At 46.8% G+C, this 20,878-nt stretch carries 15 protein-coding genes; 7 read left to right on the forward strand and 8 right to left on the reverse strand.

Annotated features, from left to right (window positions below):
- The 3 genes from HMPREF3091_RS21655 to HMPREF3091_RS21665 form a co-directional block, all read right to left on the reverse strand.
- The coding region (locus HMPREF3091_RS21655; RefSeq protein ID WP_210403584.1) for an S-type pyocin domain-containing protein at positions 1-1,018 on the reverse strand (1,018 nt) is incomplete at its 3' end.
- A complete protein-coding gene (locus HMPREF3091_RS21660) occupies positions 1,018-1,515 on the reverse strand; it encodes a hypothetical protein (protein ID WP_083321495.1) in 498 nt (165 codons plus the stop codon). The genes HMPREF3091_RS21660 and HMPREF3091_RS21655, both read right to left, overlap by 1 nt.
- A 254-nt stretch (positions 1,516-1,769) precedes the next feature.
- Positions 1,770-6,125 (reverse strand): autotransporter outer membrane beta-barrel domain-containing protein, encoded by a 4,356-nt coding sequence (locus tag HMPREF3091_RS21665; RefSeq protein ID WP_083321496.1) that lies wholly within the window; start codon positions 6,123-6,125, stop codon positions 1,770-1,772.
- Positions 6,126-7,239: 1,114 nt separating this feature from the next.
- On the opposite strand from HMPREF3091_RS21665, the gene HMPREF3091_RS21670 reads away from it, so the two are divergent.
- Positions 7,240-7,464, forward strand: coding sequence for a DNA polymerase III subunit theta (locus HMPREF3091_RS21670; RefSeq protein WP_035503839.1), 225 nt, complete (start codon positions 7,240-7,242; stop codon positions 7,462-7,464).
- A 25-nt stretch (positions 7,465-7,489) separates the two neighbouring features.
- On the opposite strand, the gene HMPREF3091_RS21675 is transcribed toward HMPREF3091_RS21670, so the two are convergent.
- Positions 7,490-8,248, reverse strand: coding sequence for an SDR family oxidoreductase (locus tag HMPREF3091_RS21675; protein WP_070719047.1), 759 nt, complete (start codon positions 8,246-8,248; stop codon positions 7,490-7,492).
- 154 nt (positions 8,249-8,402) lie between these two features.
- Here HMPREF3091_RS21675 and HMPREF3091_RS21680 point away from each other — a divergent pair, with 154 nt between their 5' ends.
- Together HMPREF3091_RS21680 and HMPREF3091_RS21685 are read left to right on the forward strand one after the other, a co-directional pair.
- Positions 8,403-8,792, forward strand: coding sequence for a helix-turn-helix domain-containing protein (locus HMPREF3091_RS21680; protein ID WP_008813655.1), 390 nt, complete (start codon positions 8,403-8,405; stop codon positions 8,790-8,792).
- A gap of 18 nt (positions 8,793-8,810) precedes the next feature.
- A complete protein-coding gene (locus HMPREF3091_RS21685) occupies positions 8,811-9,920 on the forward strand; it encodes an SLC13 family permease (protein ID WP_070719049.1) in 1,110 nt (369 codons plus the stop codon).
- Between the two features lie 55 nt (positions 9,921-9,975).
- On the opposite strand, the gene HMPREF3091_RS21690 is transcribed toward HMPREF3091_RS21685, so the two are convergent.
- Complete coding sequence (locus HMPREF3091_RS21690; protein ID WP_070719057.1) at positions 9,976-11,214, reverse strand: DUF1479 domain-containing protein; 1,239 nt, start codon at positions 11,212-11,214, stop codon at positions 9,976-9,978.
- 511 nt (positions 11,215-11,725) lie between these two features.
- Between HMPREF3091_RS21690 and HMPREF3091_RS21695 the strand changes: the two genes are divergently transcribed.
- Together HMPREF3091_RS21695 and HMPREF3091_RS21700 are read left to right on the forward strand one after the other, a co-directional pair.
- On the forward strand, positions 11,726-12,496 hold the full coding sequence (locus tag HMPREF3091_RS21695) for an amino acid ABC transporter substrate-binding protein (RefSeq protein ID WP_004094843.1): 771 nt from the start codon (positions 11,726-11,728) through the stop codon (positions 12,494-12,496).
- Between the two features lie 131 nt (positions 12,497-12,627).
- A complete protein-coding gene (locus tag HMPREF3091_RS21700; RefSeq protein WP_004094842.1) occupies positions 12,628-13,323 on the forward strand; it encodes an amino acid ABC transporter permease in 696 nt (231 codons plus the stop codon).
- A gap of 215 nt (positions 13,324-13,538) precedes the next feature.
- Here HMPREF3091_RS21700 and HMPREF3091_RS21705 read toward each other — a convergent pair whose 3' ends face one another.
- The 3 genes from HMPREF3091_RS21705 to HMPREF3091_RS21715 all read right to left on the reverse strand — a co-directional run bounded on the left by HMPREF3091_RS21705 (position 13,539) and on the right by HMPREF3091_RS21715 (position 17,009).
- Positions 13,539-14,570 carry a hypothetical protein gene (locus HMPREF3091_RS21705; RefSeq protein ID WP_070719059.1) on the reverse strand — a complete coding sequence of 344 codons (1,032 nt, stop codon included), beginning with the start codon at positions 14,568-14,570 and terminating at the stop codon, positions 13,539-13,541.
- Positions 14,571-14,649: 79 nt separating this feature from the next.
- Positions 14,650-15,594 carry a lysozyme inhibitor LprI family protein gene (locus HMPREF3091_RS21710; RefSeq protein WP_070719063.1) on the reverse strand — a complete coding sequence of 315 codons (945 nt, stop codon included), beginning with the start codon at positions 15,592-15,594 and terminating at the stop codon, positions 14,650-14,652.
- Positions 15,595-16,163: 569 nt separating this feature from the next.
- Positions 16,164-17,009, reverse strand: a complete 846-nt coding sequence (locus HMPREF3091_RS21715; RefSeq protein WP_070719066.1) for an AraC family transcriptional regulator — start codon at positions 17,007-17,009, stop codon at positions 16,164-16,166.
- Positions 17,010-17,287: 278 nt separating this feature from the next.
- Between HMPREF3091_RS21715 and HMPREF3091_RS21720 the strand changes: the two genes are divergently transcribed.
- Together HMPREF3091_RS21720 and HMPREF3091_RS21725 are read left to right on the forward strand one after the other, a co-directional pair.
- On the forward strand, positions 17,288-18,685 hold the full coding sequence (locus tag HMPREF3091_RS21720; protein WP_070719069.1) for an MFS transporter: 1,398 nt from the start codon (positions 17,288-17,290) through the stop codon (positions 18,683-18,685).
- Between the two features lie 33 nt (positions 18,686-18,718).
- Positions 18,719-20,716 carry a glycoside hydrolase family 127 protein gene (locus HMPREF3091_RS21725; protein ID WP_070719071.1) on the forward strand — a complete coding sequence of 666 codons (1,998 nt, stop codon included), beginning with the start codon at positions 18,719-18,721 and terminating at the stop codon, positions 20,714-20,716.
- Positions 20,717-20,878: the final 162 nt, after the last annotated feature.

Genomic DNA, 20,878 nt, shown 5'->3' on the forward strand with positions numbered 1-20,878 from the left:
CATACAGCCCAGTCTGGGTGTTGAGTTTCATCTCTCGCACAGGTACTTCGGATAAACCGCTTTCCGTTGGCGTATGATAGCCTTTCGGGGATAAGTGCCCATGACCATCATCCTCCCAACGAAAACGCACCCGCGTTGGCGCTTTACCGCCAGACTCTGCCAACTGAGCTAGTCTCATCTGGTTGATAAAGTCCTGCTCTCCACTGTTCAGCGTCCGTGGCATCATCCCAACCAGCGCCACTGCAATTGGCGCTCCCATACCGGCGGCGGCAACCTCACCAAACGACACTGCAGCGCGAACCGCCCAGGTACCGGATGTTATAAAACGCCCACCAACCCACTCAAGCGCCGCCGAACCTGACGGAAACACAGTGCGAGCCGCTAAAGGTGCGACCACTGCGGATGATTCCCCGCCAAATAGCTTTTTGTACCACGGTTTTTCCGGCTCGGGAGGCGGCTCAGGCCGTTTTGCACTCTGCGCATGTTGTTCAGGTTCAGGCAACGGCACCGCCCGAAAATATCCCATCAGCGCAAAATTTTCGTGCGTCTCCGGTTCAGTTCCTGCCTCGGTATTTCCGTCACCGCGCTCTCGCGATTTAGCAAACACCGGCATTGAAACATTCTCTTGTTCAGTCGCCACCGGCTCCACTTCGGGCTTTTTAGCCGCCTGAGCGAATTGTTGTGGCGTTGATATTGAGGGTTGTTCCGCTGATGCGCCTATTTCCGACTCTAACCATCCAAGAGGCGCGATGAGGCGATTACTCCCGCTTGGGCATCCACATAAGACCAATGAACCATCAACCGCCGTCGCTCGGCCATTGTATGTCGATCGTGAATCGCCGCTAATGATTCTACCGACTTTGCCACACTTCGGGCACGCGGTTGTCACATCATCGATACGCAAAATACCGCGATTATTCTGCGATGCATTGGGTAAACTCGTCAGACATATGGTGCCTGTCGTTGTTTTATCGCCATGCAATCCTTGACCTTTGCCATTCACACTCATGCGATTCATCAGTGACACTCCACCAAGAAATTATCAGACACTGCCTCGCCTGAGCGGGTAGTCATCAGTAAGCAATCTTGGAGCGTATTTATAACTTCATCACTATTATCTAAACGGCGACCAACGAGTGCTGCTTGAGTCAGTCCAGCTCGATGCTTTTTACCCCTTCCTGTCGAAATCTGTGTCGTAGTGCCATCGGGATAAATATCACTATTGCCCAATTTTGTTAGTCGTGCAGAAATATCATTTTTCAGATAAATCATCACCTCACTAGAGGCTATTTTGACAGTTTCGCCGTCTCTAATTTGGCTCCTTTTTGCTGCAAGCCGAAAAATCACGATGGGAGAATGAGCACGAATATAGACTTCCTGCTCTCGAATAATTACCCTGCTATCGCCACTTAGGCTTGATAGCATTTCGTCGCTACACGTTGATACATCAAGGTTTGAAAGGATTTTAGGTATGAGCTCATTCGTGTACATCCGAGGGAATTGATTGGTCGTCATGCAGCAATAGCCCTTATTAGTGAATGGTTATAAATAAAACAATACATTAATAAAACTATTGGTGACTACCCCCTATCTGCTGCCTAGGCTAAGCATCAACGCGTAATCTCTCGATGTTGAGTTGAAAAAAATTAATATTTTTCGGGATTAAACCTTATTTCTATTCCACTTTCACATTCCCGCTTCGTGATGCTGTCGCTACACCTCATCATTAAAAAAGGCACCCTAAGGTGCCTTTCGAATAATGCTATCAACTAGAAGTTATACTTCACGCCAATCATGGCCGTGCTGTCGTTATAGCCTTTATCACCGACTTGCGTTCCTACATTGCCCCATAGGTTCAGACGTGGATTGATTTGCCCTTCTACACCGACTTTCACTTCGCCGATGTTACGCGCTCCGGCTTGGCTGATACGAACATCATCCATCTTCGCGCTGTAGCTGCGGGTGTTATGTAACCAGTTAGCTTCGATAAACGGCTCGAAAGTACGACCTTTGCCTTCGTCTATGGCATGATGGCTCTTCAGATACGCGCGCATACCTAAACGGGTTTGTACATTGCCATCACCCTCGCTGTTCACACGCGTACCATTATCTTCACGATGTTTATCCGCCTTCACACCCATCCACGTCGCCTGTGCCTGTGGCTGAATAAACCATTCGTTAAGCGTTCCTTGGCTGCCCGTAAATTCTCCCATTTTCAGGGTATAACCCGTTTCTAGTGATGCCGTCAGTCCTTTGGATTTGTAGGACTCGCTGGCCAGTTGTTCACCATTCACGTGGTTGTTAAACCAGCTATATTGCAGCCAGCTATCTACATATAACCCGCTCTTCTCGACATCATTCGCAAACCATGTGCCGTAAACCCCAGCGCTGTAACCACTGATTGAACCTTTAGAATCATAGCCAGTGACTGAAGAATGCGTCTGATTATGGCTGTTGGCATAACCCGTCATTAGCCCCAGATGACCGCGGTTTAAACCATCCGTTGACCACTGCGCCACATCGCCGCCCAACTGAGCCACATAGCTATTACTCTGTGTTTTCAGTTGACCACTGCTGTCACGCCAGTTGTTATGTTCCCCCACCTGACGTAGCCATAGGCTTGTGACCTTCTTCTCACCGGTCAGCGCGTCGATATATTGGGTTTCACCTAAACGATCGTGCAAACGCGTATTAAATAGGGTATTTGCCGCGGCAAGGTTGGCAATATAGCTCCCGCCTTCAGGGCGATTAACATGCTCCCCCCCACCCGGAGGTGTCACTGGTGGGTCAACGGGGTCAATTGGAGGATCAACCGGATCGATCGGTGGATCAACTGGGTCAATAGGCGAGGTTTGGCTGGTTAAATACCAGTTACCCTGATTGCTGCCTTGACCGCGTACCAAAGCGTAATCATATGCGCCTGCGACAATACGTCCCTCTTGGGTGAAGGTGCCGTCAGACTGACCCCCTACGCTAATGAGTTCAATGCCGTTCAGGGTTTTGTCTCCTACTCCCCCTGCATTCTTTACGCTTACCCCCGTATCGCCAGAGGTATCACCCGTCACAACGAGTTTATCCGTGACCGAACTGTCATTACCTAACGCGGTATTGAACTGCAGGTGCCCATTCTCTCCCGTATAATTGCCATTCACCGTCAGAGTGGTGCCCGCGATCGCCTGTCCCGATGCATCGTTATGACCAATAACGACCGTACCACTGTTGGTTAATGCGCCCGTTTGATAGTTTGTTAACGTGTCACGCGTTACGTGGCTATCATCATCTTGCCCAAGATAGAGCAGTCCTTGGTTATTCACGCTACCGGTTCCCAGCGCCTGGCTCGACAGCATACGGATAACACCATCTGATGCAATTGTTGTGTCAGCGCTCATCGCCGCATTATCACTACTAACCGTCAATGTTCCACCCGCCACCGTTAGGCTACCCGCACCGGTCATATTGCCATCGACCGTACCGTTGTTAACGGTCAGGCTGCCTTGATTAAAATCGAGCGTGCTACCGGTGTCAGTATGGATATTCTGCAACGTCTGAGCATAGCCGTTCATATCGAACTGGCCGTCACTATTGAGGTTCAGCAATCTGGTCTGTCCTAGTACATTGTCGTTACCCATTTTCAGAGTACCTGCAACAACATCCGTCACACCGGTGTAGTTGTTATCGCTGTTAGACAAAGAAAGGTCTGTATCCGTATCGATACGCAGATCGCCAGCCCCAATAATTTTGGCACTCAGGTCGGCGGCATTCCCCGTATTTCCTTCAGCGCTGAGTGTCAACGCATTATCGCCCTGCGCCAGTAATTCGACCTGAGTCAATCCGTAGTTAATGTACAGACCATCATTATTTTCTCCGCTGGTAAGTCGATAGTCATACTCACCGTTAGCAACCGTTTCACCATTTTGCGTAATTTGGGAGGTTACTTTTTGCGAGATAACAGTACCGTTTTGATCAATCAAGCTCAGATTGCCCCCAGTTCCAGTAACCGTACCTTGGCTATCGGCCAATTTAACCATTCCCCCCATGTCATCTTGCTGGAGTAGTGGCAAGGTTGTGTCAGGATGCTGTACGGTGTTTTCGAAGTCACCACCGTCGGTAATCTGAATCTGTCCCTTGCCCGTTAAATTAAGGTCTTGGGTCGTCTCAATAAAACGATCGCTGGTTGTGTCACCTGGATTAACATCACCAAATACAAGTGTGCCACCATCAAACGCTAGCCCACCGAGGTTCTGATTTCCTGTTCCGACTGAGGTCACGTTTCCGTTACCGATATGCAACGTAGCATGCGTTAACGCAGCAGAATTATCGCCCTCTAACGCAAACTGGTTATTTTTGAGAATAACATCACCAGCAAAATCAGTTCCTGCTGCTGTACTAAATGTAAACTCATTACCATTATTGTCGGCAACAACATAGCCCGTACCCGACAGTTTATTCTCGAAGGTGAACTCACCCGTTGAATTTGCGATTAAATAGCCATCACTTTCTACATTGATATTTCCTGAGCCAAAATTACTCAGCGTAGAAGATACGGTTTTATCTGTTGCCGCTTTTCCGGTTATATTCCAGTTACCCGCATAAGTATCGTTAACCCCTGTTATCTGTGCATTACCGGAAACCGTTGTATCACCGTTACCTAATAATTTATTCTCAAACGAGGAGCCATCCGTGTATGCGATATCAAGTCCGGTCTTATTATCATTGGGATCGGTATTGATAGAAACATCTTCATTGCCTAGGGCTTTATTATTGGCAATGGAGAGCAGACCACCATTAATTATGGTTCCACCATTGTAATCAGAGGCCACCCCAAGCGTGGTATGGCCAGACTGTTGTTCAACAGTACCTTCACCATTGATTGAAACATTAAATAAATAGCCATCAGTGCCTGGTTGCGTTGGTTTAGTGTTATTAAAAATAACTTTATTTTCACCATCACCACTCATGATAATATTATTTGCTGCAATGCTTGTCGGCGCACCATATCGAGAATCACCGATATAGAGATTAGCTTTCCCTCCCTGTACGCTGTTAAGTTTAATATCTTCACCAGCGGTTACTTTCGCAGCATGCCCCATAATAACATCGGTAGTATTGCCACTTACTGAGGATGTTATATTAAAATCACCACTCGTCGTTATACCGGTATCACTTGCATTGATAATTTGAAGCCCGGTATTACCTACGTTTTTCCCTATAACATTAATATCTCCTTCAACATTTACGACTGTTGAATAGATACCCGCCTCGGTGCTCACGGAGTTTACATCCGATAATTTGACATTGTTAACAAATGTCAAATCGCCACCCACCATAATTCCTTGTGAGGTATTATTATTAGTCGCTAAAAAAGAGCCATTCGTGGTATCTAGATATAAATCGCCACCCACCTTTAATTGAGAATTCCCCACCATCATGAAAGTACCACCAAGGGTATTCGCCACGGTCATATTTCCAGTAACATTCACATCAGCACCTAGTTCTGAATTACTAGGATTAGCTAGCCATATATTATTTTTGTCTGCCGTAAGACTGATGTTTGAAGCATTCAACTTAGCTGTACTGCTAGTTGAACCAAACATCCAAATGGTCGCATCCGTAGCTCCTGCCGCTGTCTGTATATCGCCAACAGAAAGAACGCCAGCAGCGCCACCTGATTGCTCCGATGTCAGTCCCCCCAGTTGAGCACCACCGATTTGTAACATGCTATTGTTACCCATCAGCACAGTACTATTATCTGATGTTGTAAGGCTTCCACCATTTATCCACAAGGATGTATTGGCACCACCTGTAGGCGCCATGTTTAAGGTCGGATTACCACCTGAAACAGTAACATCAACACCATTATCAACCTGTACCGTTGCGGTGGTATTCCACTGTAAACCGTCTGTTATTGATGTTGATGACGTAAAATCAGTATAACCGTTGATGTCTAAAGCCGAGGCCTCTCCAGCGATGAATAACAGCATAGATGAAGCCAGCCCATAGCAGCAAAGCCGAGGTCGCTGCAGTTTTTTGGGGGATGACGTTTTAGTCTTCCCCCTCCCTAACTCAGAAACAGCAACCCATGCCATTACTGCAACGTTCCATACAACACGATAAATTTTATTCATCACTTCCTCAGGGAGTTAAATTAATAAACTTTAGATTTTTTCTTATTAAGTTATATACGCAAAATTAAAGGGTGAGCATGTTTCCTAAACCTAATATATTTTCGTCTATAATTAGCTTGCGACCAGAATCATGCACATCAAGGGTTGCATTAGGGATATACCACATTCAATAATTAGATTAAATTCAGGCGTAGGGATTGGCTTAATAAAAACCTTTAGAGTAAATAATAACTTAATATACGGTTAGTCTAACATGCAAAATATATTCAGATAAACCAATTAATCCTGCGATTAATCTCATAATCGACACTTTAAAGGGCAAAGAATCATTAGGAGTTTTCTGCCAAAAGCAGGAGGTTTTGTTTTAATTTAGATGCTCACATACCTGAAGACACATCTTGACGGGGAACCTGAATGTCTATGAAAAGTCCCCATCCTCCAATGAGGACTAGTCACAACCCAGCCGCAAATCAATGAAATATAATCACTTTACAAACAACCTCACTTTCCAAGTCTTATAAGGCTTACTCTCTATACCTATGGCAGTCCTCAACAAAGACACTTCGCCGCCCTCGCCTAAACCACATAAGAATATTCTCGCCATACTAGCCTCATCACCCTGTTAGGGTTTAGAACTTATATCTTCGCCACACCTGCCATCAAATGCTCTCAATATCTCATTAAAAATGAAATTATTGAAAATAATGCCACTCAGTTGCATTATTTAACTGAAGCCCATTATTTTTATTTGTATGTATCTGCAGATGATTTATTAATATATTGAAGATTCTTATATCTCATTAAAATAAAAATTAATTAATAAACACTACAATGATATAGAGTTAATATCCAGACACTGTTAACTAACTATACTACCTCAGATAATTATGGGGGCGTCGGGTTTCAGGTTCAGCAGGTGCGAGTAGCCAGTGAAATCAAGCAAAGAGGTCTAGCTACTCGCGCCACCTGTTTACAGAATCCCTAATGACTTCTAATTAGTCCCCTTTCCTGCAGTCCGTTTGCTTTTTGTTCAGCCAATCGCCGTGTGATACAAGAAGCCATAGAGTCAGCGGCGACATTCTGGAATAATGGCGCCGACGCAACAGGAGGTCACATGAGTTTCAATTTGGCAAATCTTCCTCAAGAAGAAATGGACAAAGTTAACGTTGATTTAGCGGCAGCCGGTGTCTCTTACAAAGAGCGCTACCATATGCCGGTGATTGCGGAGCTGGTTGAGCGCGAACAGCCGGAGCACCTTCGTGCCTATTTCCGCGAGCGTCTGGCTTATTACCGCACACTGCGTATTGATACCCTGCCATACGAACCACCAGCGAAATAAATCGCGTTAACCTTTCGAGCTAAAGCTACTTTCCACCGGCCAAATCAAGAATGCTGCCGGTGGAATAGGAGGCTTCTTCCGACAGCAGCCACACTATCGCCGCCGCAATTTCTTCTGGTCTGCCTCCCCGCTGCATTGGCAACGACGATTTTATGCGATCCACACGATCGGGCTCGCCGCCGTCAGCATGCATATCCGTATAAATAAACCCAGGGCGCACGCCGTTAACCCGAATACCTTCTGCCGCCACTTCAATCGATAGCCCTTTGGTCAAGGTGTCCATTGCGCCTTTGCTCGCAGCATAATCGAGATATTCAAAAGGCGAACCACTTCTAGCCGCCGCAGAAGAAACGTTGACGATGGCACCGCCGCTACCGCCGTGGCGTTTTGCCATACGTTTTACTGCCTCTCGGCAACACAAAAACGTACCGGTTACGTTGGTCTGCAAAATCAGGTTAATCCGCTCTGCGGTCAACCCTTCAATTGTTGACTGGGTATGTAAAATTCCCGCGTTATTGACTAGCGCATCTATCCTTCCCCAGCGTTGATCTATCAAATCAAACATCTCACAAACGGCAGATTCGTCCGCAATATTCGCACAGGCCAACAGAGTTTCTGTCCCGAGCGCTTCAATTTCATCCGCCAATGAGCGCGCAGCGCGATGATCTTGACAGTAGTTAATGCATATCCGATAACCGCGTTTGGCAAGTAATAGCGCCGTTGCTCGCCCAATGCCGCGGCTTGCTCCGGTGACTAACGCTACGGGAGATGAATTCACAGGCATTCCTTGTTAAATTGACGTTTGCTTGCCAGTGTAGCTGAGGTTGAACCAGCTTCAAGTAGGATGGGTATGCGTAATGGGTATAGTGGTAAACGACATGATGTCGTAATATGTGAAAGACGGCATGTTGCTAATAAGAACGATTACCGGAGAAAGAATGACGCAGAACGAACGAAATATTGCCTTGGTATGCGCGCTGAGTGAGTGGATTGAGCAGCATCTGGGTCGCGATATTTATCTGGATGAGCTCGCTCGCTACTCTGGATATTCACTGTGGCATATGCAAAAGATCTTTCGTGAAACAACCGGAATGTCTTTAGGGCGCTATATTCGCGAGCGTAAGCTGTCTGGTGCAGCAAAGCGTTTGCGCCATACCGAAGAGTCAATTATTGATATTGCGGTGTACTATGGTTTTGCATCGCAGTCACACTTCACCTACATGTTCCGCAAACATTTCGATATCACGCCAACCAACTACCGGCTCCAGAGCGAAATTCAGCTATCGACGATCCAGCCTCTACATGTGATGTATAAACAAAGCGCCTGAACTCACTGAGCGATCGTTATGCTAAATCTGCTACGCGGCACTTTTCGAAATATTTTACGCGATCGTTTACTGATCTTTTTGCTGGCTGCCGGCGTCATTCTGGCCTTTTATACTCCGGCTCCTCTGCGCGAATATCCGCACTGGATAGATTGGCCAACAATTACCACACTGCTTGGTCTTCTGATGTTAACCAAAAGCGTTGAAGTCAGTGGTTATTTCGACTGGCTAGGACGCAAAATTATCGCTCGCCTGAACAGCGAACGAACCCTCGCGTTATTCATGGTTAGCGCTTCGGCACTGCTCTCGACCTTTCTAACGAATGATGTTGCGCTGTTCATCGTGGTTCCGCTGACTATCACACTCAAAAAACTCAGCGCACTGCCCGTAACACGCTTAATCATCTTTGAAGCACTTGCCGTCAATGTTGGCTCCTTGCTTACACCGATCGGCAATCCACAGAATATTTTGTTGTGGAATCACAGCGGCCTTTCTTTTGGATCATTCATCTGGCAAATGCTCCCGCTCGCTGGCGTACTGATGTGCGTGCTCTTATTTATCACCCTACTGTGCTTTCCAGCCAAAGCCATTCGACCTCTTGTTAGCCACGCAGACAATCATTGCCAGCGTCGCCTGCTCATCGCCTGCGCTCTGTTGTATGTGCTCTTCCTCATCAGCGTAGACGTCGGGGTTCCCTATTGGGGATTGTTGGCGGTATTTGCCACACTGTTATGGCTGGCGCCGAAAGTGATCCTGATGGTCGACTGGGCGCTGATTCTGATATTTATCGCGATGTTTATTGATGTGAAACTGTTTACCCAGTTGCCCGTTCTGCTACCGCTCACTGAAAGCATGCCACACCTTTCCACCGCCAGCGTCTATGCCTGTGGGATTTTACTTTCACAGCTGATCAGCAATGTACCTGCCACGATTATGCTATTGGGATTCATGCCCGCCAGCATTACACTCGCCTATGCGGTGAACATTGGCGGTTTTGGCTTCGCACTGGGTTCCATGGCCAACCTTATTGCGCTCCGCATGGCTAATGAAAAGCGCATTTGGTTGAAGTTTCACCTTTTCTCTATTCCCGCACTGGTTATCTCCGCTGCGCTGGGATGGTTATTACTTTAGTTCATACGCTAACGCTTTAGATCAAACACGGGCAGCCGTCTGCCCGTGTTATCGATCACTTGGTCGTAAAACCTAGCTGGCGCTGACCTTGTTCACTCAGTATGTCCTGCGTAGCGCGTCCGACGAAATCGACCTCAAAATCATCAGGTGCAAAATCCGGCGGCGTTTTACCTGCAATAAATGCCGGAAGCTGTTTCTGCAAATAGGCCGCATTTTTTTCACACCAAGGCACGGCGGCTATGTACATCACATTGCTGTCAAACTCGCCGTTGTGCTCATTTTCCACCGCATGAATCACGTCACAGTGCCAGAATACCGTGTCTCCCGCTTCAAGATCGGGAATGGGTACTACCGCTTCCAATAGCAGAGGATGCCACTGCGCCGAAATGGATAGTGCGCGTCCCGGCGCGGCACCACACAAATCATCCTCTGCCACATCATCCTGTAACGCCCGCAGCAGCACATAGGCCATCGCATTCGCGATAGGGATCAGTTTTAGCGTACCAGCGCCTGCACGCTGAGGCGTTAACGCCGTCCATCCTTGAAACGTGCGAAACATCGAGCACACGGCTGGGGATGGAAACTCTCTCACCTCGGTGCGCCCCTGAGCAGCGAATGGATTGTAGCTTTGCCATTCACCGGAAAAGACGTGGCGATAAACCTCCCTAAATTTCACATCCAGCCAGCGTTCAATCGATCCACCGTCAACGTGCGGAGACAATCCCAACGATGACGAGCGCGGTGGACGGCGGCGCGTGCGGTCGGCGTAGGTCACCACTCTTTCGGCATCAAAATGCTGTTGGCCTGCGCTCTCGCTTTCCCACAGTCGATTTAAGAAAACCTGCACCTGACGCATTCTTTCACTCTGACGTGCTTCCACCTGCGGGCGGGACCAATAGATGCCATAGATTTGCGGTTTGCTGTCTTTTAAATCACCAAAATAGTTGTCTTCCGCCGCGTGTTTTAAGCGCTCGGTGAAATGATTGCGCTCCAGATAATCGCCAATCTCCTGGTTCCATCCCTCGGCCTGATCTTGCGCAAATACGCCGTGAATAGCGCAACAGCCCGCCTGACGGATTTTATCTCGCTGCTCCTGAGTCACCTTACCGTCAATAATATCTTGCGCATGTAAACGCGGAACGGGTTCGGCGCTCCGTTTCACCGCATTAACCTGTTCACGCATATGGTTTTCCAGCGCAATGAAAACCTCACGATAATCAGGTAGCGCTGCACGTAGTTGTTGTTTAGTGGTTTTGATTGCTTCAGGAATATTGTCAATATGCAGGTGAGTCATAGTGCCCCTCTCTTTTTATTTTTTGCTGAATGGCTGTCTCTCAGTAGGGTTCATCGAATCACGCCCACTGGATGAATCGCTATCAGTTATAAACATCGGGTTAACATTCATCTTCACTATGACAAAACGCCCACATGCAATAAATGGATCGAATTTTCCACTTCAATCCTCATTTGCCACAGACTCGAAAGCGTTTGGGCCGCAAATGAAATCAGAACCCAGCAAAGCGTGATCGTCACCGATGTAAAAGAGGAAGCATTAGCTAATAACTACAAATAATTTAATATTCTCTTCACCTTTTATTATCATTGAGTCATAGGCATCGGAGATATGGCCTAAACGCCCCTCACCGTGCTGTTTATTTTTTAAGCTTTATTCCTTTTGGTTATTGATAATCGCTTAATGTGATTTAGCAAACCATCAACAATGGTTTAGCTTCATCATCAATAACGGAGCGCAATTAGCCGCGTTCTTTTTAAACAAATAATTTAAGTAAGACATTGGGATACCTATGAAAAAAATGACCTTGGCTCTACTTGCTACCTCATTATTTGCCACTTCTGCACTGGCTCAGGCAGCCGACGATCTGGCTGCAATCAAGTCTGCGGGCGTAATGAAATTCGGAACTGAAGGCACCTATGCGCCTTATACCTACCATGATAAAAGTGGCAAGCTGGTTGGCTTCGACGTTGACGTTGCGCGTGCAGTGGCTGAAAAAATGGGCGTTAAGCCTGAATTTGTGGAAGGTCGTTGGGATGGTCTGATTGCTGGTCTGAGCGCGAAACGCTATGACGCAGTCATTAACCAAGTGGGTATTACCGACGAACGTAAAGCAAAATTTGATTTCTCCCAGCCTTATATCGGCTCCAAAGCCGTGCTGGTTGTGCGCGATGACAACACCACGATCAAAAGCTTTGCAGACCTGAAAGGCCAAAAGGCGGCGCAAAGCCTGACCAGTAACTACTCTAAACTGGCAACCAAAAATGGTGCTGATTTAGTTCCTACAGACGGCTTCAACCAGTCACTGGACTTGGTTCTGAGCGGACGCGCGGCGGCGACGCTGAACGATAACCTGTCGTTCCTTGATTTTAAAAAGCATAAGCCAGACGCTAAAGTGAAAATCGTGGCGACAGATGAGAACACCGAAAATTCGGCCATTTTGCTGCGTAAAGATCAGCCTGAATTGGTGAAAGCGGTGAATAAAGCGCTTGATGAAATCAAAGCTGATGGCACTTACAAAACGATTTCTGTACGCTACTTCGGCCAAGACGTTTCTCAGTAAGAGAGTTAGTCGGTTAGCACATAACGTTAAATTCGTTGTTTAAAAGCCTGCCTCTGTGAACGCCCTTTGGGCCATCACTCCATGAGGCGGGCTGTTGTTTTTAGACTTTTTTGTATTTAGGAGTACGGCATATGGCATGGCTACACGGCCTGACTGACTATATTCACGGCCTTGCCTGGCTACAGTTGATGATAGATTCGTTTTGGAGCCTGCTTTCTGCTGGGCTGCAATTCACCCTGCCGCTGGCGATCCTCTCCTTCATCGGTGGGATCATCGTGGGGTTCATCACTGCGTTGGCGCGTTTATACGCACCAAAACCAGTAAAGTGGATTTTTGATTTCTACGTATGGGTTATTCGCGGCACGCCTCTGTTGGTTCAGCTGTTCCTGATTTTCTACGGCTTGCCGAGTGCGGGAATCACCCTAGATGCCTTCCCTGCTGCACTGATCGGCTTCACCCTGAGCGTAGGCGCTTATACTTCTGAGATTATCCGCGGCGCGATTATTTCGGTTCCCAAAGGCCAGTGGGAAGCATCATATTCAATTGGCATGAGCAGCTCACAGGCGATGCGTCGCGTCATTTTACCGCAGTCGGTGTTTGTTTCTTTACCGCCGCTGTCTAACTCGTTTATCTCCTTAATCAAAGATACGTCACTGGCCGCTGTTATCACCGTGCCTGAAATGTTCTTGGCGGCACAGCGCATCGTGTCGGTTACCTACGAGCCGCTGATTTTATACGTTGAAGCAGCACTGATTTATCTCATGTTCAGTACCGTGCTGGGGAAACTACAGAATCGTCTGGAGATTTATTACCGGCGTTACGAATAACGCGAACGATTTTCAATGGCGCGCTAACCCGCGCCATTTGATATGAATATTGAGTTTCTACGATTAGCTAAGATCTCTCGGTTGCCAACCGAGTTCTATTCACTATAAACAAAGCCGATATCAACATCCTGTTTCTGATCTTTTAGCGCCGCGATGCCTAGATTTTTTAATTCATTCTGATTCTTTAATCCTGTTTATTTTCTGGATGCGTGGATTTAGCGACTTGCCTCTTGAGACTGCGCTAACCCTTTTGATTGTACCCATCCCGAAGTGACGTCTTTTGTGACTGGATGAACAAATCGTACAAAGGTAAATCCTGCCGTAGAGGACTTATCTGATGCCTGTACTTTGTCGTTATCAAGGATAAAAGCACCATCGCTGCGTAGGCAAATATCATTCGGCGCATCATAAAAATGGAGGCGCTGATGGTGGTTAAATACAATTCGAGATTCTAGGAAATTTTGATCTGTATTTACGTTAGAGGTCTGCGGGTGAATTGAACTACACACTTGCTCTTTTGTTTTCAGAGCTTCCTGCGGCAACCATCCTTCGGTAATTACCTTTGTCGCTGGATTGGTATAGCGGCTCCAGATATAACCAAATTGCTGCCCCCACGATAACGCTAGAACTTTGTCATCGTTCACAACAAAAGCCCCCACTTCGCAATTTTTGTTTGGAGCCCAAGAAAAGTGTTGGCGTTTTGATGACGTAACAATATAGCGAAGGCTAGAATCACCTTTCACTTCAAAAGGGTTAGGATAAAAACCGCCAGTTGGATCGTCGGTCATATTTTGATTTGCCTGAAGACACTGGTCGTCTTGTGTGCTGCATGCTTGATAATTTTTAACTGCCGCAGGATCTGCGATCAGTTTTTGTGGATTATCCTCATCGCTCTCATCCCAGAGTTCCCCTGTTTTCTTATTATAAAGAACCCAACCGTAGTGGCCTGCGCCAGGGCTTGGATCCGTTTTAGCCTCTCTAGTATTGATAATTTGGATAAATAACATCCCTTTGCGATCGTCATGTTCCTCCATGAGAACATCTAAATCCGCCGGTTTAGGATGCTCAGCGGCAATCCAATGCTGATTGCTACTCGCCAATAGCGTTCTTAGTTGAATACGGCAATCACGGATCGGCGCTGATGAACGCTCATCGCTATACACAACATTGATAGTTTTCGCATCTGAAATCGTTAAAAACAGCGAGCAATAAAGAAGTGACACGATCACAGTGAAACGAAATTTCATTATTTACCTCAAATTATCAGGCTGATATGGCTGAGCACTTACAAATATTATCCACTGAGTATGATCTATAAATTAAACCCTATTCCGGTACTTGATCTTTCGATTCAGACGTTTTCCACTTCCCGTTAACTAATGTTCGAATAGTGGTGGTTATCGTCATAAAGTCTGGTTTTTCGCCAGGAGATGCATCCTCGGTGATTTCTTTAATTAACAGAGGCTGGTTATTCTTTATCTTCCATACACTAAACTGGTGCCAGCAACAGCCGCTTTTGGTCGAAGTCGTCAGCGTTTGTAACTTAGGGTCTACGTCGAATAACCCCAGATTAGTGCTACCTAGCTCGGTTAATGCTTCATGTCTCTTAAAAGTTTTAGATTTCGGCTGGTAAAGGAATACATCATACGAAGGGCCTCCATAGGCACCTTCATTGCCTGCACGTAATGCAATATCATCGCTACCATCAAAATTAATATCTTCTGATACCAAACCACTATTGTTATCACCGTACATCTCAACCAAATTTGCCGTTGCTTTCCCTTTGGCATCCAATTCAATGAAGAGATTATCCATAGGTATACGCTGAACCAACTGACCCGTTCCTTTGGTAAAAATATCTAACATGCCAGGACCTTCACAGGTCGGATATGAATCATCTTTGTTGCAGGCAGAGACTGATAGCACAAAATCCCATTGTTTCGATGCATTGTGTATCACTGAAACATTATCTTTCTCCGCCAACGTCTTGATACGTTCAACATACGAATTGCCGAGACAGCCTGTATCATCCCCGCACTGCTGGCGTTGCTTTAGCCAGCTTAGCTGTTGAGTTTTCAGTATATCTTTATCTGAATGTTGTCTTGCTGAGATATAGTTTTTGTTAAGTACAGCATCCAACTGCATCAGCGTCGTATCACCGCATATTGCAACTTCATCCTTCAAGGTGGCCTTATTACAATCCATTGCCAATGCAGACGTGGGCAGCCCCACTGCGACCACGATAAATAAAACAGAGTTAAGATTAAGCATACATTGATAGTTCCCGAGAGCGCGAAGTTTGGCTTACCGAGCCAGATAATGCGATGATATCTTACCCCACTCAATTTTTTTAATTAATTTGTACTTCGTAAATGAAAATAAGACTATGAACACATAAACCAATAAATAAAATGATTACGAACTTTTCATTCATTATAAAATATAATTACAGCTGTTTATTCTTTCAATTTAATTAAACATACAAAATGAGATTCAGTCTCATCCTAACGCCTTAAATCCGGTGTGAAGTAGCACGATTGACGGGTCACAAAACTGCGTGTATTGAAACCAAACGACACCCGCTGCCCATACGGGCAAGTACCATGATGGGGAATCGCGAGAAGGAAAGTCTAGACTTGGGTTAAAACCAAAAAGAAAACCCGCCTCCACTTCCTGAAAAATCAGCAAGTAAATCAAGCGGGTGCAAATGCATGAGAAACTCTATGTCGAAGTTATTCAACAAATTAATGATAACACCATACATTTATTTAACAATTTGTTTTCTTTGAACTGTGAGCAAGATCATTAAATCAGCGTCTTACTCGTTACTTTTTAACCGATTAGTCAGAGTTGATGTGCTCCTTGCAGTAGCGCCGCTTGTATGCCACTGGCGTTAAACCAATCTGTTTGCGAAAGATCTGCCTAAAATAGCCAACATCATGAAAGCCACTTCGCTGAGCTATCTCTGCCATTGAGCACATATCGTTTAGCAACATTTTCTCCGCACTGCTCACCCGCTGACGATGAATGGCTTCGGTCAACGTCACGCCGAATGTTTTGCGAAACACGCGACCAAGATAGTCTGAGTTACAAAATAACTGTCCAGCTAAGGATGAAGTGCTAATGGGCAGATGATACTGTGTTTTTATGAGCTGACGAGCCTTGTAGGCCAGGGCAACGCCTGAATTGGTAATATTGGCATCGTCTGGCAACGCGTCTGATATTTGTTGAAGCATTAAAAGAAAAATGAGTGACAATGCTGCTGGCTGTTTTCTATTTTCCTGTTCATTAAGAAACTGTCGAAATAAGGAGGTAATATATTGCGGATCATGAACTTTACAATGTTGAGGTATTGATAACAGCGTCGCTGTAGAGCTATTACGTCCATATTTTCTAGCTATTTCATCAATATCAAAAGCGTTAATATCAAAATGCAGCCAATAAAATTTTAAATCTAACGGAAACGTCTCTAATCCATGATGGCTGCGCTGTGGTTTCAGCAGCAAAATCTCTCCCTCTGACACAGAGAAACTCGTCTCTTCTTCACGGATCGCAAGCGTTCCCTTCTCTACAAAAATCAGCTCCCAAGAGGATAACTTTCTCGATGGATGCACACCAATCCCGCGTGAAATGAACAATCCGCCATTTTGAACTCGAATAGGTAAATCCAGTGCAATCTCTAGCATAACCGTCACCTATCAATAAACTTCGCTAATTTTAATCATTAAACCCACGAGAATGGCGTTTAAAATTCACACTAACCGATCGCCTTCACAGTTTTTCCATCAAGTCGGAATCGTTATCTTTTTATACTTTTACCTACTCTTGTTGCTCCCTATGCTCTGTGCGAGATTAATTATGTCGACACAAGAAAGTGACACTTAAAAATAATAAATCCACCACTGTGAATAATTAATTTCATTCACTTCGGCATGATTACGTCGCCAATACGCGAGGAGTCAACATGACCGCTACCCCTATAAACCAGACTGACGTTGTTGCTGAAAATAATAACCAACAATTGAGTATTCGCGAGAAAATCGGCTATGGCCTAGGCGATGCCGGTGGCACGGTGATCACCTGCCTTATTATGAATTTTCTCACCTTTTTCTATACCGATACTTTTGGGCTAACCCCCGCACTTGTCGGCACGCTATTTATCGCTCTACGCATCATCGATGCCGTATCAGACCCACTGATGGGCATTCTCGCTGACCGAACCAACAGCCGCTGGGGACGTTTTCGCCCTTGGCAGCTTTGGATTGCGTTACCCATTGGGATCGTTGGCGTGCTGACGTTTACCGTGCCAGACATCAGCATGAATATGAAAATCCTCTGGGCATTCGTCACCTACTTCCTGCTTTCCATCAGCTACACCGCGATTAACGTTCCCTACTGCGCGCTGATCAACACCATGACGACGCGTCACAGCGAAGTCATCTCCTGCCAATCATGGCGTTTTGTGTTATGCGGCGTTGCGGGGTTCTTAGTCTCAGTGGGCTTACCTTGGCTAATCGACATCTTGGGAAAAGGTAACCAAGCCTTAGGCTATCAACTGGGTGTCGGCGCGCTGTGCGCGGTTGCCGTCGTCATGTTCCTATGCTGCTTCTTCTGGGTTAGAGAACGCGTTCCGCTTGCGCTGATGGGCAAATTCACGTTACGCGAGCACATGTCAGGGCTACGCAATAACGATCAAATGCTATTAGTGCTGGTGATGTCATTCCTGCTGATCAACGTGTTTAACCTACGCGGCGGCGGCTACATGTACTTCATCACCTATGTTCTGCAAGGCAGCACTGGATTTGCGTCACTATTTTTCACCATGGTCACCGTCGCTTCCATACTGGGCGCCATCATCGTGAGTCCCCTGTCGCGTAAATTTGATACTGTGCGTCTGTATTACGTCACCAACCTTATTCTTGCGTTACTCGCCGTTATTATGTGGTTTATCCCTACCGGACCTCAGTTCCAGAACCTGTGGCTAGCTGTCATTTTAGGCAATGGCATCATCCTTGGTTTCACGCTACCGCTGCACTTCTCCATCATGGCCTTTGCTGACGATTATGGTGAATGGAAAAACGGTGTTCGCTCATCAGGCATGAACTTCGCCTTCAACCTGTTCTTTATCAAGCTCGCATGGGCATCTAGCGCCGGCGTTTTAAGCTTAGTGTTTATCTGGGTGGCCTATCAGCCAGGTATGGCGAATCAAACGCCTGCGTCACTCAACGGCATTACCGCGCTTGAAACGCTGCTGCCTGCCTTCTTCCATTTGGCTCTCGCCTTTGCCATTCGCTTTTGCCGCCTCAATGACCCGATGATGAACCGCATCTCTAGCGATTTACAAACGCGTCACGCTGGTTAGGCCTCATTTGCCCTATTTTTCAGGAGAGTTTATATGAGTACTTTAGAGACCGTTCAGACCGATATCACTCAGTGTGCTGATTGCATTCCGCCGCAAGAATTAGACTTAAACCATGTGCACGTCAGCGATCCTTTCTTGGGGCAATATCAACGATTGGTGCGTGACGTCGTGATTCCCTATCAGTGGGATGCGTTAAACGATCGCGTCAGCGACGCTGAGCCTAGCCACGCTATCGAAAATTTCCGAATTGCGGCTGGGCTAGAAAAAGGTGAGTTTTACGGCATGGTCTTTCAAGACAGCGATGTCGCAAAGTGGCTGGAAGCTGTGGCGTGGTCTTTGTGCCAAAAACCAGACCGCGAACTTGAACGCACTGCCGATCATGTGATTGAACTGGTAGAAGCCGCGCAGTGTGAAGATGGCTATTTGAATACCTACTTCACCGTGAAAGCGCCGCAGGATCGGTGGACGAATTTAGCCGAATGCCATGAGCTCTACTGCGCAGGACACATGATTGAAGCCGGTGTTGCGTGGTTCCAAGCGACGGGCAAACGCCGTCTGCTCAACGTGGTTTGCCGCCTTGCCGATCACATCGACCGCGTATTTGGCCCTCATGAAAACCAACTGCATGGCTATCCCGGACATCCAGAAATCGAACTGGCGCTCATGCGTTTATATGAAGTCACCGGCAATCCACGTTACATGAAACTAACCCAATACTTTGTTGAACAGCGCGGTTCCCACCCGCCGCACTATTATGATGAAGAGTACGAAAAGCGCGGTAAAACCTCCCACTGGAACACCTATGGCCCCGCCTGGATGGTGAAAGACAAAGCATACAGTCAGGCACATGAGCCTTTAGCTCTTCAACAAAGCGCGATTGGCCATGCTGTACGTTTTGTCTACCTCTTAGCAGGTGTCGCCCATTTGGCGCGGTTAAATAACGATGAAGAAAAACGCCAGATCTGTTTACGCCTGTGGAACAATATGGTTCAACGCCAGCTCTACATTACCGGCGGGATCGGCTCGCAAAGCAGTGGCGAAGCGTTCAGTTCAGACTACGATCTGCCGAATGACACCGTGTATGCCGAAAGCTGTGCGTCAATTGGCCTCATGATGTTTGCTAACCGTATGCTGCAAATGGAGGGCGATAGTCAATACGCCGACGTGATGGAACGAGCTCTCTACAACACCGTGTTGGGCGGTATGGCACTGGATGGCCGCCATTTCTTCTACGTGAATCCCCTAGAGGTTCACCCGAAAAGTATCCCGTTTAACCATATCTACGACCACATCAAACCGATACGTCAACGCTGGTTCGGCTGCGCCTGCTGCCCACCTAATATTGCACGCATACTAACTTCCATTGGTCACTACATTTACACTCAACGCAGCGATGCGTTGTATATCAATTTATACGTTGGTAACGAAACTCTCTTGGATAACGGCCTTAAAATAGCCATCAGCGGAAACTACCCTTGGGATGAGAATGTCAGCGTCAATATTCGCACTGAGAAACCATTGCACCAGACGCTCGCCCTGAGAATGCCGGAATGGTGCGAAAAACCGAGCGTACAGCTGAACGGAAAAACCTGTGAGGGTTTGCTAAAACGTGGCTATCTGCACATCGCACGAGAATGGCACGACGGCGATCGACTTGAGATTGTGTTACCGATGCCTGTCCGTCGCGTCTACGGCAACCCGCTGCTGCGCCACGTTGCAGGCAAAGTCGCCATTCAGCGCGGGCCGCTCGTTTATTGTTTGGAACAAGTCGACAACGGCACGGAGCTGCACAACCTCACCCTGTCACCCAATAGCACTTTCACCCTGCTTGAAGGCAAAGGCATTTTTGCCCATAAAACGCTGATTCAGGCGACGGGAACTCGCGTTATCAGCGATGAACCTCAAAACCAACCGCTGTATCGCTACGACGCAGCCCCTGAGCAACAACAGGAACAAAAACTCACGTTTGTTCCCTGGTTTAGCTGGGCAAATCGCGGTGAGGGGGAAATGAGGATATGGGTGAGGGAATAATAATTTATCGGGCAGCAAATGTGTTGCTCCAGTTTGAAACGTCAATATCCTATGGGATTACTGTGAAATGTTTCGTTCATCGGTCATCAGATGCCTCGCTCCGGTTTGAGAACTCTACTATGCAGGCATTGTGTAATATTCCGCCCGCCTGTCCATACCGAG

Source organism: Hafnia sp. HMSC23F03, from assembly GCF_001816025.1.
Lineage (GTDB): Bacteria > Pseudomonadota > Gammaproteobacteria > Enterobacterales > Enterobacteriaceae > Hafnia > Hafnia paralvei.